Source organism: Nocardioides immobilis (assembly GCF_003515065.1).
GTDB lineage: Bacteria > Actinomycetota > Actinomycetes > Propionibacteriales > Nocardioidaceae > Nocardioides > Nocardioides immobilis.
The window spans coordinates 18,661-34,855 of sequence record NZ_QXGH01000043.1; the positions used below are offsets into that span (position 1 = coordinate 18,661).

The 16,195-nt window shown below is 69.2% G+C and carries 17 protein-coding genes; 2 read left to right on the plus strand and 15 right to left on the minus strand.

The window, feature by feature from the left end; genetic code table 11:
* Position 1: 1 nt before the first annotated feature.
* The gene (locus D0Z08_RS28710; protein WP_245994607.1) at positions 2-721 is read right to left on the minus strand and encodes a CoA transferase subunit A; all 720 of its coding nucleotides are present in this window, start codon (positions 719-721) and stop codon (positions 2-4) included.
* 137 nt (positions 722-858) lie between these two features.
* Between D0Z08_RS28710 and D0Z08_RS28715 the strand changes: the two genes are divergently transcribed.
* Entirely contained in the window at positions 859-1,608 is a 750-nt protein-coding gene (locus tag D0Z08_RS28715; RefSeq protein WP_118928719.1) for an IclR family transcriptional regulator, read from the plus strand.
* 157 nt (positions 1,609-1,765) lie between these two features.
* Here the strand turns inward: D0Z08_RS28715 and dmpG are convergent, their stop codons facing one another.
* From dmpG to D0Z08_RS28730, 3 genes are read right to left on the minus strand one after another with little or no spacing between them, the layout of a single operon-like run.
* Positions 1,766-2,791: a 4-hydroxy-2-oxovalerate aldolase gene (dmpG, locus tag D0Z08_RS28720; RefSeq protein WP_118928720.1), complete on the minus strand. Its 1,026-nt coding sequence runs from the start codon at positions 2,789-2,791 to the stop codon at positions 1,766-1,768.
* Positions 2,788-3,735 carry an acetaldehyde dehydrogenase (acetylating) gene (locus D0Z08_RS28725; protein WP_118928721.1) on the minus strand — a complete coding sequence of 316 codons (948 nt, stop codon included), beginning with the start codon at positions 3,733-3,735 and terminating at the stop codon, positions 2,788-2,790. Before D0Z08_RS28725 ends, dmpG begins: the two co-directional genes overlap by 4 nt.
* The gene (locus tag D0Z08_RS28730; protein WP_118928722.1) at positions 3,732-4,547 is read right to left on the minus strand and encodes a 2-keto-4-pentenoate hydratase; all 816 of its coding nucleotides are present in this window, start codon (positions 4,545-4,547) and stop codon (positions 3,732-3,734) included. The genes D0Z08_RS28725 and D0Z08_RS28730 overlap by 4 nt, the downstream gene beginning before the upstream one ends.
* Positions 4,548-4,617: 70 nt before the next feature.
* On the opposite strand from D0Z08_RS28730, the gene D0Z08_RS28735 reads away from it, so the two are divergent.
* Entirely contained in the window at positions 4,618-5,388 is a 771-nt protein-coding gene (locus tag D0Z08_RS28735; RefSeq protein WP_118928723.1) for an IclR family transcriptional regulator, read from the plus strand.
* A gap of 20 nt (positions 5,389-5,408) precedes the next feature.
* Here the strand turns inward: D0Z08_RS28735 and D0Z08_RS28740 are convergent, their stop codons facing one another.
* Genes D0Z08_RS28740 through D0Z08_RS28790 form a run of 11 tightly spaced genes read right to left on the minus strand, consistent with a single transcriptional unit; the run spans position 5,409 to position 16,193 of the window.
* Entirely contained in the window at positions 5,409-5,879 is a 471-nt protein-coding gene (locus tag D0Z08_RS28740) for a h domain protein (RefSeq protein WP_118928724.1), read from the minus strand.
* The gene (locus D0Z08_RS28745; protein ID WP_118928725.1) at positions 5,876-6,397 is read right to left on the minus strand and encodes a hypothetical protein; all 522 of its coding nucleotides are present in this window, start codon (positions 6,395-6,397) and stop codon (positions 5,876-5,878) included. The genes D0Z08_RS28740 and D0Z08_RS28745 overlap by 4 nt, the downstream gene beginning before the upstream one ends.
* Entirely contained in the window at positions 6,394-7,719 is a 1,326-nt protein-coding gene (locus D0Z08_RS28750; protein WP_118928726.1) for an MCE family protein, read from the minus strand. The genes D0Z08_RS28745 and D0Z08_RS28750 overlap by 4 nt, the downstream gene beginning before the upstream one ends.
* The gene (locus tag D0Z08_RS28755) at positions 7,716-8,936 is read right to left on the minus strand and encodes an MCE family protein (RefSeq protein ID WP_182481558.1); all 1,221 of its coding nucleotides are present in this window, start codon (positions 8,934-8,936) and stop codon (positions 7,716-7,718) included. Before D0Z08_RS28755 ends, D0Z08_RS28750 begins: the two co-directional genes overlap by 4 nt.
* Positions 8,933-10,003 (minus strand): MCE family protein, encoded by a 1,071-nt coding sequence (locus D0Z08_RS28760; protein WP_182481559.1) that lies wholly within the window; start codon positions 10,001-10,003, stop codon positions 8,933-8,935. The genes D0Z08_RS28755 and D0Z08_RS28760 overlap by 4 nt, the downstream gene beginning before the upstream one ends.
* A gap of 8 nt (positions 10,004-10,011) precedes the next feature.
* Positions 10,012-11,001: an MCE family protein gene (locus D0Z08_RS28765; protein WP_118928729.1), complete on the minus strand. Its 990-nt coding sequence runs from the start codon at positions 10,999-11,001 to the stop codon at positions 10,012-10,014.
* The gene (locus D0Z08_RS28770) at positions 10,998-12,023 is read right to left on the minus strand and encodes an MCE family protein (protein WP_118928730.1); all 1,026 of its coding nucleotides are present in this window, start codon (positions 12,021-12,023) and stop codon (positions 10,998-11,000) included. The genes D0Z08_RS28765 and D0Z08_RS28770 overlap by 4 nt, the downstream gene beginning before the upstream one ends.
* Positions 12,020-13,204 carry an MCE family protein gene (locus tag D0Z08_RS28775; RefSeq protein ID WP_147381573.1) on the minus strand — a complete coding sequence of 395 codons (1,185 nt, stop codon included), beginning with the start codon at positions 13,202-13,204 and terminating at the stop codon, positions 12,020-12,022. The genes D0Z08_RS28770 and D0Z08_RS28775 overlap by 4 nt, the downstream gene beginning before the upstream one ends.
* 16 nt (positions 13,205-13,220) lie before the next feature.
* Positions 13,221-14,057 carry an MlaE family ABC transporter permease gene (locus D0Z08_RS28780; protein ID WP_425454079.1) on the minus strand — a complete coding sequence of 279 codons (837 nt, stop codon included), beginning with the start codon at positions 14,055-14,057 and terminating at the stop codon, positions 13,221-13,223.
* Between the two features lies 1 nt (position 14,058).
* Positions 14,059-14,946 (minus strand): MlaE family ABC transporter permease, encoded by an 888-nt coding sequence (locus D0Z08_RS28785; RefSeq protein WP_245994608.1) that lies wholly within the window; start codon positions 14,944-14,946, stop codon positions 14,059-14,061.
* A complete protein-coding gene (locus tag D0Z08_RS28790; protein ID WP_118928732.1) occupies positions 14,943-16,193 on the minus strand; it encodes a CaiB/BaiF CoA transferase family protein in 1,251 nt (416 codons plus the stop codon). Before D0Z08_RS28790 ends, D0Z08_RS28785 begins: the two co-directional genes overlap by 4 nt.
* Between the last annotated feature and the right edge of the window lie 2 nt (positions 16,194-16,195).

Below are 16,195 nucleotides of genomic sequence, written 5' to 3' on the forward strand. Positions count from 1 at the left end.
GTCAGGCTCCCACTCCGGCGGCAACCGGCCGAGGCCGGACGACGCGCTGCTCGATGTCCTTGGGCCGGTCGCTCGCGACCACCGTTGCGTCGACGAAGATGCCCGGCGTCATCACCTCGTCCGGGTCGAGGAAGCCGTCGAGGACCTGCTCCGCCTCGGCGACGCAGGCCCGGCCGCTCATCGCGACCAGCGGGTTGAAGTTGCGGGCGGTCGCCCGGTAGCGCAGGTTGCCCTCCGCGTCCGCGACCGCGGCGTGGACCAGCGCGAGGTCCGCGACGATGCCTCGCTCGAGGACGTAGGTCACGCCGTCGAACACCTGGTGCGGCTTGCCCTCCGCGACCTCGGTGCCGACCCCGGTGCGGGTGAAGAACCCCGCGATGCCCGAACCACCGGCACGCAACCGCTCGGCGAGCGTGCCCTGCGGACAGAACTCCACCTCGAGCACCCCGTCGAGGTACTGCTGGGCGAACAGCCTGTTCTCACCGACGTACGACGCCACGACCTTGGATACCTGGTTGTTCTCCAGCAGCAGCCCGAGGCCCTTGCCGTCGATACCCATGTTGTTGGAGACAATCGTCAGGTCGCGCACGCCACTGCCGCGCACAGCCTCGATCAGGTCGCGCGGGATTCCGCAGAGTCCGAAGCCGCCAACGGCGATCGTCATCCCGTCCCACACCCGTGCCGCGACCGCGGCCCCCGGGTCGGCCACCTGCTTCGTCACGGCATCCTCCTGTGTCTGGTCGTCTGCTCAGCGGATACACCAGTTGTCCCGCCTTTCCCATGCATCAGTCAAGAAACTGGCCGCTCGGCGGATGCCTGTACTCGACCGCGTCCATTGAGTGGACGTAGCATCGTTCCGTGGAGCGCGCACCCGGCGTCGTCGAGAAGGTGGCTGCACTGCTGCGCGCGCTCTCCCAGCGCGAGGGCGGTACGACGACAACGGATCTTTCGCACGCCACGTCGGTCCCGCGCGCCACCACACACCGGCTGCTGGAGTCCCTCGCCGCCGAGGGCCTGGCCGACCGCGACCCCGCGACCGGCCGCTGGCACCTCGGCCCGGAGACCTACGTCCTCGGCATGGCCGCCGCCACCCGCTACGACCTGACCAACGAAGCCCGGGCGAGCGTCCACCGGCTGGCCAAGGAGACCGGCGAGAGCGCCTTCTTCTCCGTGCGGCGCGGCGACGAGACGGTCGTCCTTCTCCGCGAGGACGGCGACTTCCCCATCCGCTCCTACGTGCTCTACGAGAGCGCCCGATTCCCGCTCGGCGTGGTCTCGGCCGGCATCGCCATCCTGGCCCACTTGCCGGACCGCGACATCGACGCCTTCTTCGCACGCGCCGACCTCATCGGCGCGTGGGGATCCCAGCACTCCGAGACCGAGATCCGCAAGCGCCTGGCCGCCACCCGTCGTACCGGCTGGTCGCTCAACCCCGGTCACGTCGTCGAGGGCTCGTGGGGCATGGCAGCCGCTGTCTTCGACAAGGCCGGACGGCCGGAATGGGCACTGACGCTCACCGGCGTGGAGCAGCGATTCCGGAAGGAGCGACAGCCAGGACTGGGCAGGCTGCTGCTCGAGGAAGCGCACCGGCTGTCGCGCCTGGCGTAACACCAGCGACGACGACAGGTAGACGGCGGGCGGCTCTTCAAGCAGGCGGATCTACGAAAGACCGAGCAGAACGATGTTGTGGTGAACCCCCACCGGAACTCGCCGCGCGCGAGCGTGGCCGAGATGGGATCGGACCGGGGCGAGAGACCCACGCCGATCAGACGGAGGATGCCTGGTGCTCGGCGACGCTGGTGAGCGCGATGTCGTAGATCATGTCCTCCTGGCCGCCGACGAGCCGGCGACGACCGCACTCCATGAGCAGATCGCGCACCTCGACGCCGTACCGCTCGGCCGCGATCTCGGCGTGGCGGAGGAAGGAGGAGTACACGCCCGCGTACCCAAGGGTGAGGGTCTCGCGGTCGACGCGGACGGGGCGGTCCTGGAGCGGGCGGACGATGTCGTCGGCGGCATCCTGCAGCTTGAAGAGGTCGCAGCCGTGCTCGAAGCCCGCCAGGTCGGCGACGGCGATGAATGCCTCGATGGGGCAGTTCCCGGCACCCGCACCCTGACCGGCGAGGGAGGCGTCAACGCGGTAGACGCCGTTCTCGACCGCGACCACGGAGTTGGCCACACTGAGCGAGAGATTCTCGTGGGCGTGGATGCCGATCTCGGTGGCCGGGTCGAGCACGTCACGGTAGGCCAGCACCCGGGCAGCGACGTCGTTCATGGTCAGTCGGCCACCGGAGTCGGTGACGTACACGCAGTGGGCGCCGTACGACTCCATCAGCTTGGCCTGCTTCGCCAGCTCCTCGGCCGGGGCCATGTGGGAGAGCATCAGGAATCCAGAGACGTCCATGCCGAGCTCGCGGGCCGCGGCGATGTGCTGGGCGGAGATGTCGGCCTCGGTGCAGTGTGTGGCCACGCGGACCGAGCGGACGCCCAACTCGTAGGCGTGCTGGAGGTCGTGGATGGTCCCGACGCCGGGGATGAGCAGGGTGGTGAGTCGGGCGTTCTTCAGCACCGAGGCAGCGGCCTCGATCCACTCCGAGTCGGTGTTGCTGCCGGGACCGTAGTTGACCGATGAGCCGGAGAGGCCGTCGCCGTGGGCGACCTCGATGGCATCGACTCCGGCATCGTCGAGGGCGATGACGATGCGCTGGACGTCCTCGGGGGTGATCCGATGGCGGACGGCGTGCATGCCGTCGCGCAGGGTGACGTCCTGGACGAAGATGGGGGTGCTCACTGGGTGGCCTCCTTGGCTGCGGCGATGCGCTCGGCGACCTGCAGTGCGGCCGAGGTCATGATGTCGAGGTTGCCGGCGTAGGCCGGAAGGTAGTGCGCGGCACCCTCGATCTCGAGGAACACCGACACCTGGTGGGTCGGTTGCTGGGAGCTCTCGGCAAGGAGGGTCCCGACGGGCTGATCGGCAGAGATCTCGGTGATCTGGATCTTCTGCTTGAGGCGGTAGCCGGGGACGTACGCGGCCACGTCTGCGACCATCTTGTCGACGCTCTGCCGGATCTCCTCTTGGATGGCCGGGTCGGGCGCGGTGACGAGAGCGAAGACGGTGTCGCGCATGATCAGCGGCGGTTCAGCGGGGTTGAGGATGATGATCGCCTTGCCCCGCTCCGCGCCGCCGACCTCCACGATCGCTGCGGAGGTCGTCTCGGTGAACTCGTCGATGTTGGCGCGAGTGCCAGGGCCGGCGGACTTGGAGGCGATGGAGGCGACGATCTCGGCGTAGTTGACCGGGACGACCCGGCTGATCGCGGCCACGATCGGAATGGTGGCCTGGCCACCGCAGGTCACCATGTTGGCGTTGGGGGCGTCGAGGTGCTCCTCCAGGTTGACCGCGGGGACGACGTAAGGTCCGATGGCGGCGGGAGTCAGGTCGATCAGGCGCTTGCCGAGGGGCTGCAGCTTCGAGGCGTTGTACTCGTGCGCCTTGGCCGAGGTGGCGTCGAAGACGATCTCGATCTCGTCGAAGTCGGGCAGGGCCATCAGTCCTTCGACACCCTCGTGGGTGGACTGGAAACCGAACCGCTCGGCGCGCGCCAGGCCGTCCGACTCGGGGTCGATGCCGACCATGGCCGCCATCTCGAGATGCTGGCTGGTGCGCATCACCTTGATCATCAGGTCGGTGCCGATGTTGCCTGGGCCGATGATGGCCACCTTCGTCCTGGTCATGAAGCTGCTCCTTCGTTGAATGTCACGGTGACGGCACCGAGGCCGGTCAGGTTGGCCTTGACGACGTTCCCGGCGACGACCGGTCGCATGGGCCCGAGCGCGCCGGACAGGACCACGTCCCCTGCACGCAGCGGCTGGCCGAGCTCCACCGCGGTCCGGGCGAGCCACACCACCGCCTCGACCGGGTCGCCGAGGCAGGCAGTGCCGTTCCCGGTCGAGACCTCCTGGCCGTCGATGGTCATCGACATCTCCACCTCCACGGGGTTCACCTCGGTCAGGGTGAGCCGTCGGGGGCCGAGGACAAACACTCCGGCGGAGGCGTTGTCGGCCACGGTGTCGCCGAAGCTGATGTCCCAGTTCTCGATGCGGCTGCCGCAGACCTCGAGCGCCGCGACGACGTACCCGGTCGCCTGGCGCACCTGTGCCGCGTCCAGCGGGCCGCCGGCGAGATCCTCGCCCAGCACGAAGGCGATCTCCGCCTCGACCCGCGGTTGCATGACGAGATCTACCGGGATCGTGTCGCCGCCGCGGAAGGCCATGTCGTCGAAGAGCACGCCGAAGTCGGGTCGGTCCACCCCGAGCTGCCGCTGAACCGCAGGTGAGGTCAACCCGATCTTGCGGCCCACGACCCGCGCCCCGGACTCGGTTCTTCGCGCGGTGAGGACCTGCTGCACGGCGTAGGCCGTGGCGACGTCGTCGCGCCCGATGAGGTCGCGGACCGGCGGGCACGGTACGCCGGACTCCGCGGCCCGGGCGAGCCGGGCCGCCGCCGCGGCGACACCGGTGTCGGTGGAGGTGGGGGTCTGCGTCATGGCGTCAACTGTGCGGCCGGGCTCGCCACGATGACCAGCGAGTCGTCTCGCTGAGCGATACGATGCTCGGGTGGAGGAGAATGCAGGTCTCGACACCGTGCTGGGCAAGGCAGTGGCGATCCTCCGTGCCTTCCGGGTCGACGACCAGTCCGTGCCCTTGGCCGAACTGGTCCGGCGGACCGGGCTCCACAAGGCCACCGTGCACCGCCTCGCCGGCGAGCTGGTCACCAACCGGCTGCTCGACCGGGTCGTGGGCGGCTACCGGCTCTCCGGGGGGCTCTTCGAGCTGGGGATGCGGGCCTCACTCGAGCGCAACCTGCTCGAGGTCGCGATGCCCTTCCTGCAGGACCTCTACGAGCGAACCCACGAGACCGTGCACCTCGGCGTGCGGGAGGGCCACGAGGTCGTCTACATCGCCAAGATCGGCGGCCACCGGCAGGCCCGCGCACCATCCCGCGCGGGTGGCCGGATGCCGCTCCACTGCACGGCCATCGGCAAGGCCCTGCTCGCGCACAGCGACCCCGCGCTGCGCCGAGAGGTTCTCTCCGCGCCGCTGGAGCGCCGCACCCCCCACACGATCGTTGCCCCGGGTCTGCTGCGTCGCCAGCTGACCAAGGTCGCCCAGACCGGTGTCGCGTTCGAGCACGAGGAGTCCGCCCCCGGCATCAACTGCGTCGCCACGCCGGTCTTCGGAGCCGGCGAGGAGCTCCTGGCCGCCATCAGCATCACCGGACCGACCAGCCGGTTCCGCCCGGAAGCCCACGTCGCACCGCTCCGCGCGGCTGCCGCTGCCCTCACCGCCACCCTCACACGTGCCCACCGGCAACGCGTTGGTCGCTGACCTGACCGCATGCCTGGCACTCAGACTGGTTTCAGCCCTGCGATCTTCCAGTCATCACCCACGCGCGCCATGGTGACCTCGACCCGGCTGCCGGACACCGACGACCGGTCTCCCTTGGCGGTGGTGGTCTGCGTCAGGAAGAGGAGTACGACGACCTCGTCGCGGTCGCCCGAGACGACGCCGGCGGCGCTGATCGCTGCCTTGGTGCTGATGCCGCGCCGCTGTGCGGTGGGCTCGACCACCTCGGTGAGGATCTTCTCGTAGTCGTCGGTGAAGGAGCCGGTGGTCTGGTCGAGCGCCCGGTCGAGGTCCCCGGACAGGGTGGCCTTGTCATAGCTCAGCAGGACGGGGACGCGCGTCTTGGCGGCGTCGAGCGCGTCGGCACGGGCATCGGACGCCGCAGCGGCGCGGTGTGCCTGCACGCCGGCGAACAGTGCCAACGCCAGCGCGACCAGCACCACGCCGAGCGCGACAAGTCGGGATTTGCTCATGCCACGAACTCCAGTCCTGAGACCAGCCAGCGGTCGTCGTCCTGCTGGAGATCGACGCGCAGCCGGTAGTTGCGGGGTTCCGCCTCGGCGGTCTGGTCGTTCTCGACGGTGCCGACCGCGGCGACGATGACCGTCGCGCGCCCGTCCTCGAGGTTCACCACACCGGCGGAGACCACGTCACCGGTCGCCGTCACCTTGTTCTTCGACAACGCCTTGCGCAGGCGGTCGGCCTGCGCCTCGAGCTCGGTGCGGAACTCGGCGGTGGCGCCGTCGAGGAGCTTGTCCAGGTCCTGCTCCGAGGTGGCGCCGCTGACCTCGATCAGGCCCTCCACCTCGGCCGTGGCCGCGGCGGCCGCGTCCTTCTCGTCGGTCGCGCGCTGCCGTTCGTCCTGCCAGGCGAGCGCGCGGTGGCCGGCCACGGCCAGCAGGGCGACAACGACCAGGGCGAGGAGTCCGGTTTGCCAGGAGACCCGCACGCGCAGCTCAGAGAACGGCTTCCTCAGCGCCCGCTTGCTCATCGGACTGCCAGCGGTGCCAGTACCAAGATCTTCCACAGGTCTTCTCCCTTGCCTTCGCTTACGTCGAGCTCCTCGGTCTTCCCGCGATCTGCGCCGTCCCCGACGGCGAGGTCGTAGGCGACGGTGCCGCTCGTCTCGGGCCACCGCCCGCCGCGGAACGTCAAGCCGCAGTCCTCGGGGAGCGGCCCGCGTCCGGTCGAGTTCGGGCACGGTAGGTTCCTGGCCCCGCGGACCGCCCTGGGGTCATCGGCCGCCACGTCGCAGTGGGCGAGCGTGTCCACCGGGCGGGCAGTGGTGACGCTGGGGCTCCGACGGCGGTCCGGCGGCAGGTAACCCGTCGAGCAGCTCGGTGGATCGTTGAAACCGGTCCGGAGGCCGAGCGTGACGTAACCGCCCTCGATGTTCGGGTTCGTCATTCCCTGCATCCGCGCGATCGTGGCCGGGTAGACCACGAGCAGCTGGCGAAGGTCCGGGAGGTAGGTGTTGAGCACCTGGGCGTTGGTCGTCAGGTTGTGGAGCAGCATCGGCAGCGTCGGTTGGAGGTCGGTGACGGTCCTGGTCAGCGCGTCCAGCCCCCCGGGGCCGGACCGCAGGAGCGTGCGCAGGTCGGCGCTGTCCTCGGCGGCGAGTGCGGCGGTGAGGTCGTTGAGCGCGGCAGCGTAGCTGCGGGTGGTGGGTCCGAGGTCCTGCTGCGTCGCCAGCACCGGCTCGAGAGCCGCGACCAGCGAGGTGGTCGCCTCGATGTTGGCCTGGGCCTCGGTGAGCAGCCGTCCCGAGGCGTCGATGAGTCCGCCGATGTCGGGGCCGGTGCCGGCGAAGCCGTCGCCGACCTGACTCAGCACGCGCCGGGTCTGGCCCCGTGGCACCGCCGCCAGCAACCGGTTGAGCCGGTCGAGCACGGGGGTGATCTGGGGCATCTCGACCGCCCGGTCCCGGGGGATCTCGGCGCCGTCGTCGAGGAACGGTCCGTCGCCGTCCTCGGCAACCAGGTCGACGTACTGCTCGCCGATGGCGGAGGTGCTGTGCAGCTCGGCCGTCGCGTCAGCGGCTATGTCGATGTCGTTGTCGATGCGCAGGGTCGCGATCGCGCCGTTGTCGCTGACCTCGAGGTCGGCGACTCTGCCGACCTTCACGCCGTGGTAGGTGACCTGCGCCTTGGGGTAGAGGCCGCTGGCGTCGGCGAAGTCGACGTGCACGTCGTAGACGCCGATACCGACCATGGTCGGAACCTTGGCGTAGGAGAAGAACGTGAGCCCGAGGGCGCCCACCGCGATGACGACGAAGATCCGCAGTTGTCGCTTGATCAGGGGGGTGAGCATCATGGGCAGAGTCCTAGCGCTGAGAGCAGGCAGCCGCTCGGGTCGTCGGAGGAGTTCTTGTCGGGCTTGTCCTGCTTGTCACCCAGGTTGAGGTTGTCGAGCAGGCCGTCGACGGTGCCGCCCAGACCCCCCGCCGGGTCCTCGTCCTGGCCGGGATCCGGCGTGGTCAGCGGGTCCTGGACCGGGTCGCCGCCCTGAAGGGCCGGCGGGAGCCCGCCGAGCCAGGCATCGGCGAGCGTCGACCCCCGCAGGTCGAAGGTCGTGAACAGGTTCAGGTAGTCGCCCTTGAACGCGTTGCTGCCCGTCATCGCGGGGAACGGGAGACTGATCCCGAACTTCAGGGCCTCGGGCAGCGACCCGCTCACGCGGCCGAGGTTGGTGAGGATCGGGCCGAGCGCGTCGAGGTTGGCCAGCAGGGCCGACTCGCTCGCGCGGACGACGCGGACCGCACGGTTGCTGGTACGGGCGGTGTTCGTCACCGCGCTCACGAGCCGTTCGCGCTCCTCCTCCAGGATCCGGAGCCCGGGGGTGATGCGGTCGATGGCGGAGACGAGCCGGTCCTGGTCGCTACGGAGGCCTGCGCTCAGCGCGTCCAGCGACTCGAGCGCCGCGACGATCTCCTCGCGGTTGCTGTCCAGGACCGCGAGGAGGTCGTTGGTGTGCCGGATCAGGCCTCTGGCGTCCGGCACCCGGCCCTGGAGCGCGGTGGACAGTTGGCCGGTGATGGTGCTGATCTGCGAGAGCCCGCCGTTGTTGAGGAGGAGCGCCACGGCGCCCAGCACCTGCTCGGTGGCGGGGTAGGTGCCCGTCTGATCGACCGGTACGACGTCGCCGTCGGCGAGACTGCTCCCGCTCTGCTGGCGCCGCGCGACGACCTCGACGTACTGCGCGCCGAGCAGGGTCTTCTGCCCGATCGAGAACACCGCGTTCTCCGGCACCGGTGTGTCGTCCAGCAACCGGAGCTCGACGACTGCCTGCCAGTCCGCGGTGTCGATCGACGCCACGGTGCCGATCACGACGTTGTCCATCTGCACCGTGGAGTTCGGCACCAGGTTCTCGATCTGGTCGAAGTGGACCTCGACCGTGTAGCCGTCGTCCCCGACCGCCGTCTGCCCGGGCAGCGTGTTGTCGTTGGGCTGGATCGCGCACCCGGCACCGAGGAGCACGAGGGCGATGCCGCCAGGCAGCAGCCGGCGGAGAGCGGTCCGCCGGGCCCTCACCGGACACCTCCCGGCCCAAGGCCGACCAGGTCGAGCAGCGGCTCGAGCGCGTCGCGGCACTGCTGGCTGGTCGCACCCGTCCCGAGCAGCGCACCGCAGAGCAACTGCGCGCCGTTGTCGAAGCCGGCCCCGTTCACCTGCCCGGTGAGCGCCTGGTCCTGGAGGGTGTTGTGGAGGTCGATGAGCGCGTGCGGGGCCACGTGCAGGACACCGGCGAACTCGTTGGACCGGTCGGCCAGAGCAGCGGCGAGCAGGTTGAGGTCCTTCAGCGCGCCGGTGAGCCGGCCGTGGTGCCGGTCGAGGTAGTGCTCGGTCATCCCGAGCACCTCCCCCAGGTCGCGCATCGCCCCGCGCAGCGTGGAACGGTTGACCGCGAGCGTCGTACCGACGGCGTCGAGCTCGTCGGTAAAGCCCCGGAGCGCGGCGTCGTTGAGCGCGAGGTTGCGGGTGAAGGCGTCGAGGTTGTCGATCGTGCTGAACAGGTCGGAGCGGCCGTCGGAGAGCGCGGTCGCGGCGTCGTGAAGGTCGGCGATGGCGGTCCGCAACCGGCCGGAGTTGCCGTTCTTCAGGCTCTGTTCGAGGGCGATGATGGTGGTCGCCAGCGCGCCCCCGCGCTTGCCCTTGGCGGGGCCGAGGGTCGTGGCGAGGTCGGTCAGCTGCTGCTTGACGTCGTCGAAGGTGACCGGCACCGCGGTGCGTTCGACGTCGATGGTGGCGCCGTCCTCGAGCCGCTCGCCGCCGGTGAAGACCGGCGCGAGCTGGACGAACCGGCCGCTGACCAGGCTGGGCGAGACGATCGCGGCGCGGGCATCGGCAGGGATCGGCTGGTCAGCGTCGACCTCCATGGTGACCAGCACGTCGTCGCCGTCGTTCTCGATCGCGGTGATCTTGCCGACGGAGACGCCGAGCACCTTCACGTCGTCGTTGACGTTCAGACCCTCGGTGCTGGTGAAGCGCGCCTGGATCGTCGTGTTGCTGTTGTCGCCGAGCCACACGAAGGCACTGGCAGCGACCACAGCGGCAATCAACAGAATCACCACAGCGCGACGGGGCTTCATCGATCTCATCAGCCTGTTCATTGCGTGACCCCCGACAGGATCGGAGCGAGCGTCGCCGGCGAGGTGAGGTTCTGGAGGTAGACGTCGAACCACGGGCCGCTCGACACGGCTTCGCCGTACGCCGTGACGTAGCCGCGGAGCCCGGTGATGGTGCCCTGCAGGTTCGCCTTGTTCTTGTTAAGGACATCGACCACGTCATCGAGCTCCTCCAGCGCCGGACCGAGCACGTCGTCGGTGTCGCGGATCATCAGCCGCAGCTGGGCGGAGAGCTCCCGGGCGCTGTGCAGCAGACTGATGACGACGTCCTGGCGGGCGTGCACCTCCGAGAGCAGCGATCGGCCTGCGCCGAGCAGGGAGGCGATCTGCTCGTCACGGCCGGCGAGGACGGCCGTCACCCGGTCGGCCCGGTCGACGAGCGAGCGGAGCTCGTCGTCGTTGGCGGAGACCGCGGACGACAGCGCGGTGATGCCGTTAAGAGCCGGCCCGAGATCGGGGCTGCTCGCACTCAGGGTCGCCGACGCTTCCTCGAGCGCCTCGGCGAGCTGCTCCTTGTCGATCTCGGCGGTGGTCTCGGTGAGCTGGTTGAGCGTGCTGGTCAGGTTGTACGGCGACGAGGTCCGGTCGACCGGGATCGTCTCGCCAGCTTCGAGCTCACCGGAGCCACGGGGATCGAGCTCGACGGCAGCGCGGCCGAGCAGGGTGATGGTGATGATCCGGGCCTCGGTGCGATCGCCGAGCTCGATGTCGCCGTCGGTGAGGACGATGTCCGCGACGACGTACTCGTCCTCGATCCGCACCTCGCGGACCTTGCCGACCCGCGCCCCCGAGATCATCACCGCGTCGCCGCTGCCCAAGCCGGCCGCCTCGGCGAACTGCACGTGGATGACGTCGCTGTTGCCGATCAGCGGCAGCCGGTTGATGTTGAAGGCAGCGACCACGACCAGCACCAGCGTCACCGTGCCGATGACACCTCGGACCGCGATCCGGTCAGGACTCCGCCGGCTCATGATTGGCACCTCTCGGCCCCGGAGAACTGCCACGGACTGGTCGCCAGGTCGGTCCGGACCCGGACACCGCACAGGAAGAAGTTCAGGAAGTCGCCGTAGGACGCCACGTTCTGCATGGCGCGGTAGTGAGGAGGCAGCGCCGCCAGCACCTCCTCGAGCGTCGCGGACTCCTTGTTGAGACCGCGGGCGGCCACGATCAGTGCGGCGAGGTCGTCACGTGCGTCGCCGCGCGCGCCGGCCAGCAACGCCGAGGTCTCCCGTGCGAACCGGTCGATGTCGACCGCAGCATCGAGGAGCTGCGTGTCCTGCTTGTCGAGGCCCACGACCAGCGCGTCCAGCCCGTCGATCAGCGCGCCGAGGGACCCCGAGCTCTCATCGACCGCGCCCAGCACGCTGTTCAGGTTGCGGATCACCTGACCGAGCAGCTCCTCCCGACTCCCGATCGTGCCGGTGAAGGACGCGACGCGGCCGACGAGCGTGGCGACCGCCGACTGCTGGCCCTGGAGGACCTGCACCAGCTGCCCCGACAGACCGTTGATCTCCGAAGGGCTCAGGCCCGCGAACAGCGGCCGGAACCCGTTGAGCAGGGTGTCCAGGTCGAGCGCCGACGCGGTCTGGTCAACAGGGATCGTTCCGCCGACATCGAGCACCTCCGCGGACTCACGGCCCTGGGTGAGCTGCACGACGCGGTCACCGGTCAGGTTGCGGTACTGGATGGTCGCCCGGGTCGCCGTGGTCAGCTCCTGGTCGCTGCGGACGTCGAACGCCACGAGCACCGTGTTGTCGTCCTGGACGTCGATCTCCTTGACCTTCCCGACGTCGACACCGGCGATGCGCACGTCGTCGCCGACCGTCAGCCCGGAGACGTCGTCGAAGACGGCCTGATAGCCCTCACGGTCCGCTGGCCGGTACTCACCGGTGATGGCCGCGACCCACACCGTGACGACCGCGGCCAGCACCAGGAACCCGGTCAGCTTGGCCAGGTCGGCGCGTTGTCTCTTGCGTTCGACGCTCAGCTTCATGGCAGGCTCGCCCCTCCCGCGAGCAGCCCGAGCAGGGTGTCGAGCGCGGCCTGGTCGGGCGTGGGCTGGGGACCGACGTAGGGGTTCGCCCCGGTGTGGAGGTACGGCGGGGGTCGCTCGGCCTCGGCGGGCGTCACGTACGGGAGGCCGTAGCAGGCCGGACCCCGGTCCTCGCCGAGCAGCGGCAGGTTCTCCTCGTAGGCGTACGGGTCGCGCGCCGGGATCAGCCGTGTCAATGCGTAGAGGCCAGGATGGATGCCACCGACCGCACGTTCCGCGAACTGGTTAAGGGACGCGAGACCGAGGACGAGACAAGGGAGCTCGGGCGAGTAGCGCTCCAGCGTGCGGCTGACCGGCTCGAGCAGGTTCAGCGAGGTCACGATGCCCTCCTCCGAGCTCCGCAGCAGCACGTCGGCCTCGTCGCCGAACGTGGTCAGGCTGACCTCGAGCGCCCGCAGCGACGCCCGCTGGCGGACCAGGGTGTCGGAGATGTCCCCGGTCTGGTCGAGGGTGCTGACCAGGTCCGGGCGAGCCGCTTCGTAGACGTCGAGGACGTCGTCGGCGACCCGCAGGTCCTCGCTCAGCGTGGGCAGCGCGGGGTTGAAGGACACGAGGTAGGCATCGGTCTGGCTGATCAGCTCCCCGATCAGCGCGCCCCGCTGGTCCACGGCACCGGCCGCTGCGGTGAGCGCCGCGTTGACCTCCGCAGGCCGGGCCACGTCGAGCACCTGGGTGAGGTTCTCGAACGCCTCGTCGACCTCGACCGTGACCCGGGTGCCCGGGATCACCGCACCGGCCTCGATCGGCTCCGCAGTGCTCCCGTCCGGCTCTGTCAGCTGGACGTACTTCGCGCCGAACGCGGTCGGCGGCACGATCTGTGCCGTGACGTCGGCGGGCACCTGGTCGATCTTGTCCTCGTCAATCTCGAGGCCGATCATGACGGTCCCCCCGTCGTCCTCGACCTCGCCCACCCGGCCGATCTCGACGCCGCGCAGCTTGATCGCCGCGCCCTTGGCCAGGGTCAGGCCCGCGCGGTCGGCCTCGACGGTCACCACGACGTTGTCCTCGAAGGCGCCGCGGTAGTGGGCGATGGTGCCCAGGATGAGCAGCCCGACCAGGCCGAGGAAGAGGAACCCGTAGACGACCTGACGGTCGATCCGGTGCGGGTTGAGATGAGTCATCGCCAACGCCTCCCGCTCACCCGGCGATGTGGACCGTCGGTCCACCCCAGACGGCGACGGCGAAGAACAGGTCGACGAACATCGTGCAGACCAGTGACGAACGGACAGCCTTGCCAACAGCCGCGCCCACCCCCGCAGGCCCGCCCGAGGCACGGAAGCCGTGGTAGCAGCAGATCGACATGATGACCAGCGCCATGAGCATCACCTTCACCATCGCCAGGAAGATGTCCCCCGGGACGAGGAAGGTTCCGAAGTAGTGCGCGTAGGTACCAGGCGCCTGGTCATAGCCGACGACCACCACCAGGTACGTCGCCAGCCAGCACAGCTGCAACGCGATTGCGAACAGCGGCACCACGGCGATCAGACCGGCGATGATCCGAGTGGTGACCAGGTAGGGCACCGGGTGCACCGCCATCACCTCCAGCGCGTCGATCTCCTCACTGACCCGCATCGCCCCGATCTGGGCGGTGAAGCCCGCTCCGACCGTCGCTGTCAGTGCGATCCCCGAGATCAGTGGGGCGATCTCCCGGGTGTCGAAGTACGCGGCAAAGAACCCCGACATCACCGAGACATCGATGTTGTCGAAGGAGGTGTAGGCCTGCACCCCGACCTCGAAGCCGGAAGCGGCAGTCAGGAACCCGATCACCATCACCGTGCCGCCGATCAGGGCCAGGGCTCCGGAGCCCAACGACACCTCGGCCAAGAGCCGCACGATCTCCTTGGGGTACTGCTTGAGGGCCCTCGGCAAGTGCGAGTAGGCGTTGCCGTGGAAGGCCAGCTGGTCGCCGAGATCACGCAGCGACTCGGTCGGGCGTGCGAGGTGGCGCATCAGATCCGCGCGCGAGGCTGCCACGTCAGGCTCCCTTGAACTGGAAGAACAGCGCCGTGATCACGCTGTTGGCGGCGAAAAGCAGCATGAAGGCGAAGACCACGGTCTGGTTCACGGCCTCCCCGACACCCTTGGGACCGCCCTTGGCGTTGAGGCCCAGATAGCAGGCCGTCAGACCGGCCAGCAGACCGAAGACCCCGGCCTTCAGCTCCGAGGCCAAGAAGTCCGGGAGGCCGACGAGAAGCGTCAGCTCGGAGAGGTAGAGACCGGGCGTGGCGCCTTGGAGCACCACAGAGCAGAAGTAGCCACCCACCAGCCCGACAATCGTCACCATCCCGTTCAGCGCCATGCCGACGAGGGTCGACGCCACCACCCGCGGCACCACCAGCCGCTCGATGGGGTCGATGCCCAGGGTCACAAGGGCATCGATCTCCTCGCGAATCTTGCGCGAGCCGAGGTCGGCGCAGATCGCGGTCGCGCCCGCACCTGCGACCACTAGGACACTCACGATCGGGCCGATCTCACGGACCACCGCCACCGCCGCGCCGGCACCCGCCAGATCGACGGCTCCGATCTGGATGAGTACCTGGTTGATCTGGAAGACGCACACCACACAGAACGGGACCGCCACCAACAACGCCGGCCAGAAGGACACCGTCGCGATGAACCAGGCCTGCGAGACGAACTCCCGGAAGTGGAACTTGCGGGTGAACATCTGGGCGAAGACCTTGCCCACGAAGGCGTAGAAGTCGCCGAACGTCGAGAACGTCTTGAACGGCATCGACGACCGCACCGCGTCCCGCGCCAGCTGCCGCGCCGCGGGGCTCATGCCGTCGGGGCCACGCCGCGGCACGACCGGACCAGCCGGGACGGCACGCGCCCCCGCCACCGCGGTCCGGTCCGGCGAGCTCATGAGAGCTCTGCCACCCTCTCGGCGATCTCGCTGGTCCGCGGTGCCTCCACCGTGACACCCGCACGAGAGAGGTCGGCAATCTCCGAGTCGCTGAATCCGAGCTCGGCGAGAATCTCGGCATTGTCCTCGCCCTGGCGAGGCACGAACTGGTCCTCAACCGGCCCGACCGTGTCCGCAAAGTGCCAGGGGCGCCCCGGGATCCGGTACTTCTGGCCAGAGCCTGCACTCACCGTGCGGACAGCGCTCCATGCGCTGGACCAATCGCTGTCCGCGAACTCGCGCACGGTGCGGACCTGGCCGGTCGCGATCTTTGCTTCGTCCAGCTGAGCGTCGAGCGACTCCATGTCGGCGAAGGTCAAGATCCAGTCCTGGACTATGCGGCGGAGGTCGTCGATGTGCTGCAGTCGAAGTTCCGGGGTCAGGAAGCGAGGGTCGTCGGCCAGGTCGGCGCGCCGCATCGCTGCCAGGTACAGCGGGAACGACATGCTGCCCACGAAGCTCATGGGGCTGGCGAAACGCTCGCCCCCGGGACCGAGGAGGAACGGCCCGTCGGTTGCGCCGAGGATGGGACGTTCCTCTCCCAGATCGTCGTCGGCAAGCTCCACGTGGACCCGCTCGTTGATCGACAGCATCACCGCTGCCATGGCGACATCGATGTACTCGCCACGCCCGGTGCGCTCTCGCTGGGCCAGGCATGCCAGGACGGCGATCGCGGCGTGCAGGCCCGAATAGACATCGGCATGCGACAACGAATCACTGCGGAGGTCGTCATGACCGAAGTGCGCCGCGGTCGTCGCCGTCAGTCCGGTCTCGGCCTGCACGGTGGGTGCGTACGCCATCCGGGACCGCGATGGTCCGTGCTGGCCGTAGCCGCTGATCGAGACGTAGACGACACCTGGGTTCCGTGCGGACACGGACGCGTAGTCGAGCCCGAACGCCGCAAGTGCGCCGGGGCGGAAGTTCTCGACGATGACATCGGCCTCGTCGCAGAGTCGAAGAGCGACCTCTCGTGCAGACGGGACGGTCAGGTCGATACTGATGTTGCGCTTGCCGGCGTTCTGCTGGGCGTAGTAGCCCGAGACACCGCCGTCGTTGGGGTAGGCGCGTCGGGACAGGTCACCACCAGGTGGTTCCAGCTTGACAACGTCGGCGCCAAGGTCGAGAAGGGTCTTCGCGCAGTGGGGTCCCGCCAGCACTCGCGAGAAGTCGACAACCTTGACACCCGTGAGGGGCAGGCTCGAGGACATCG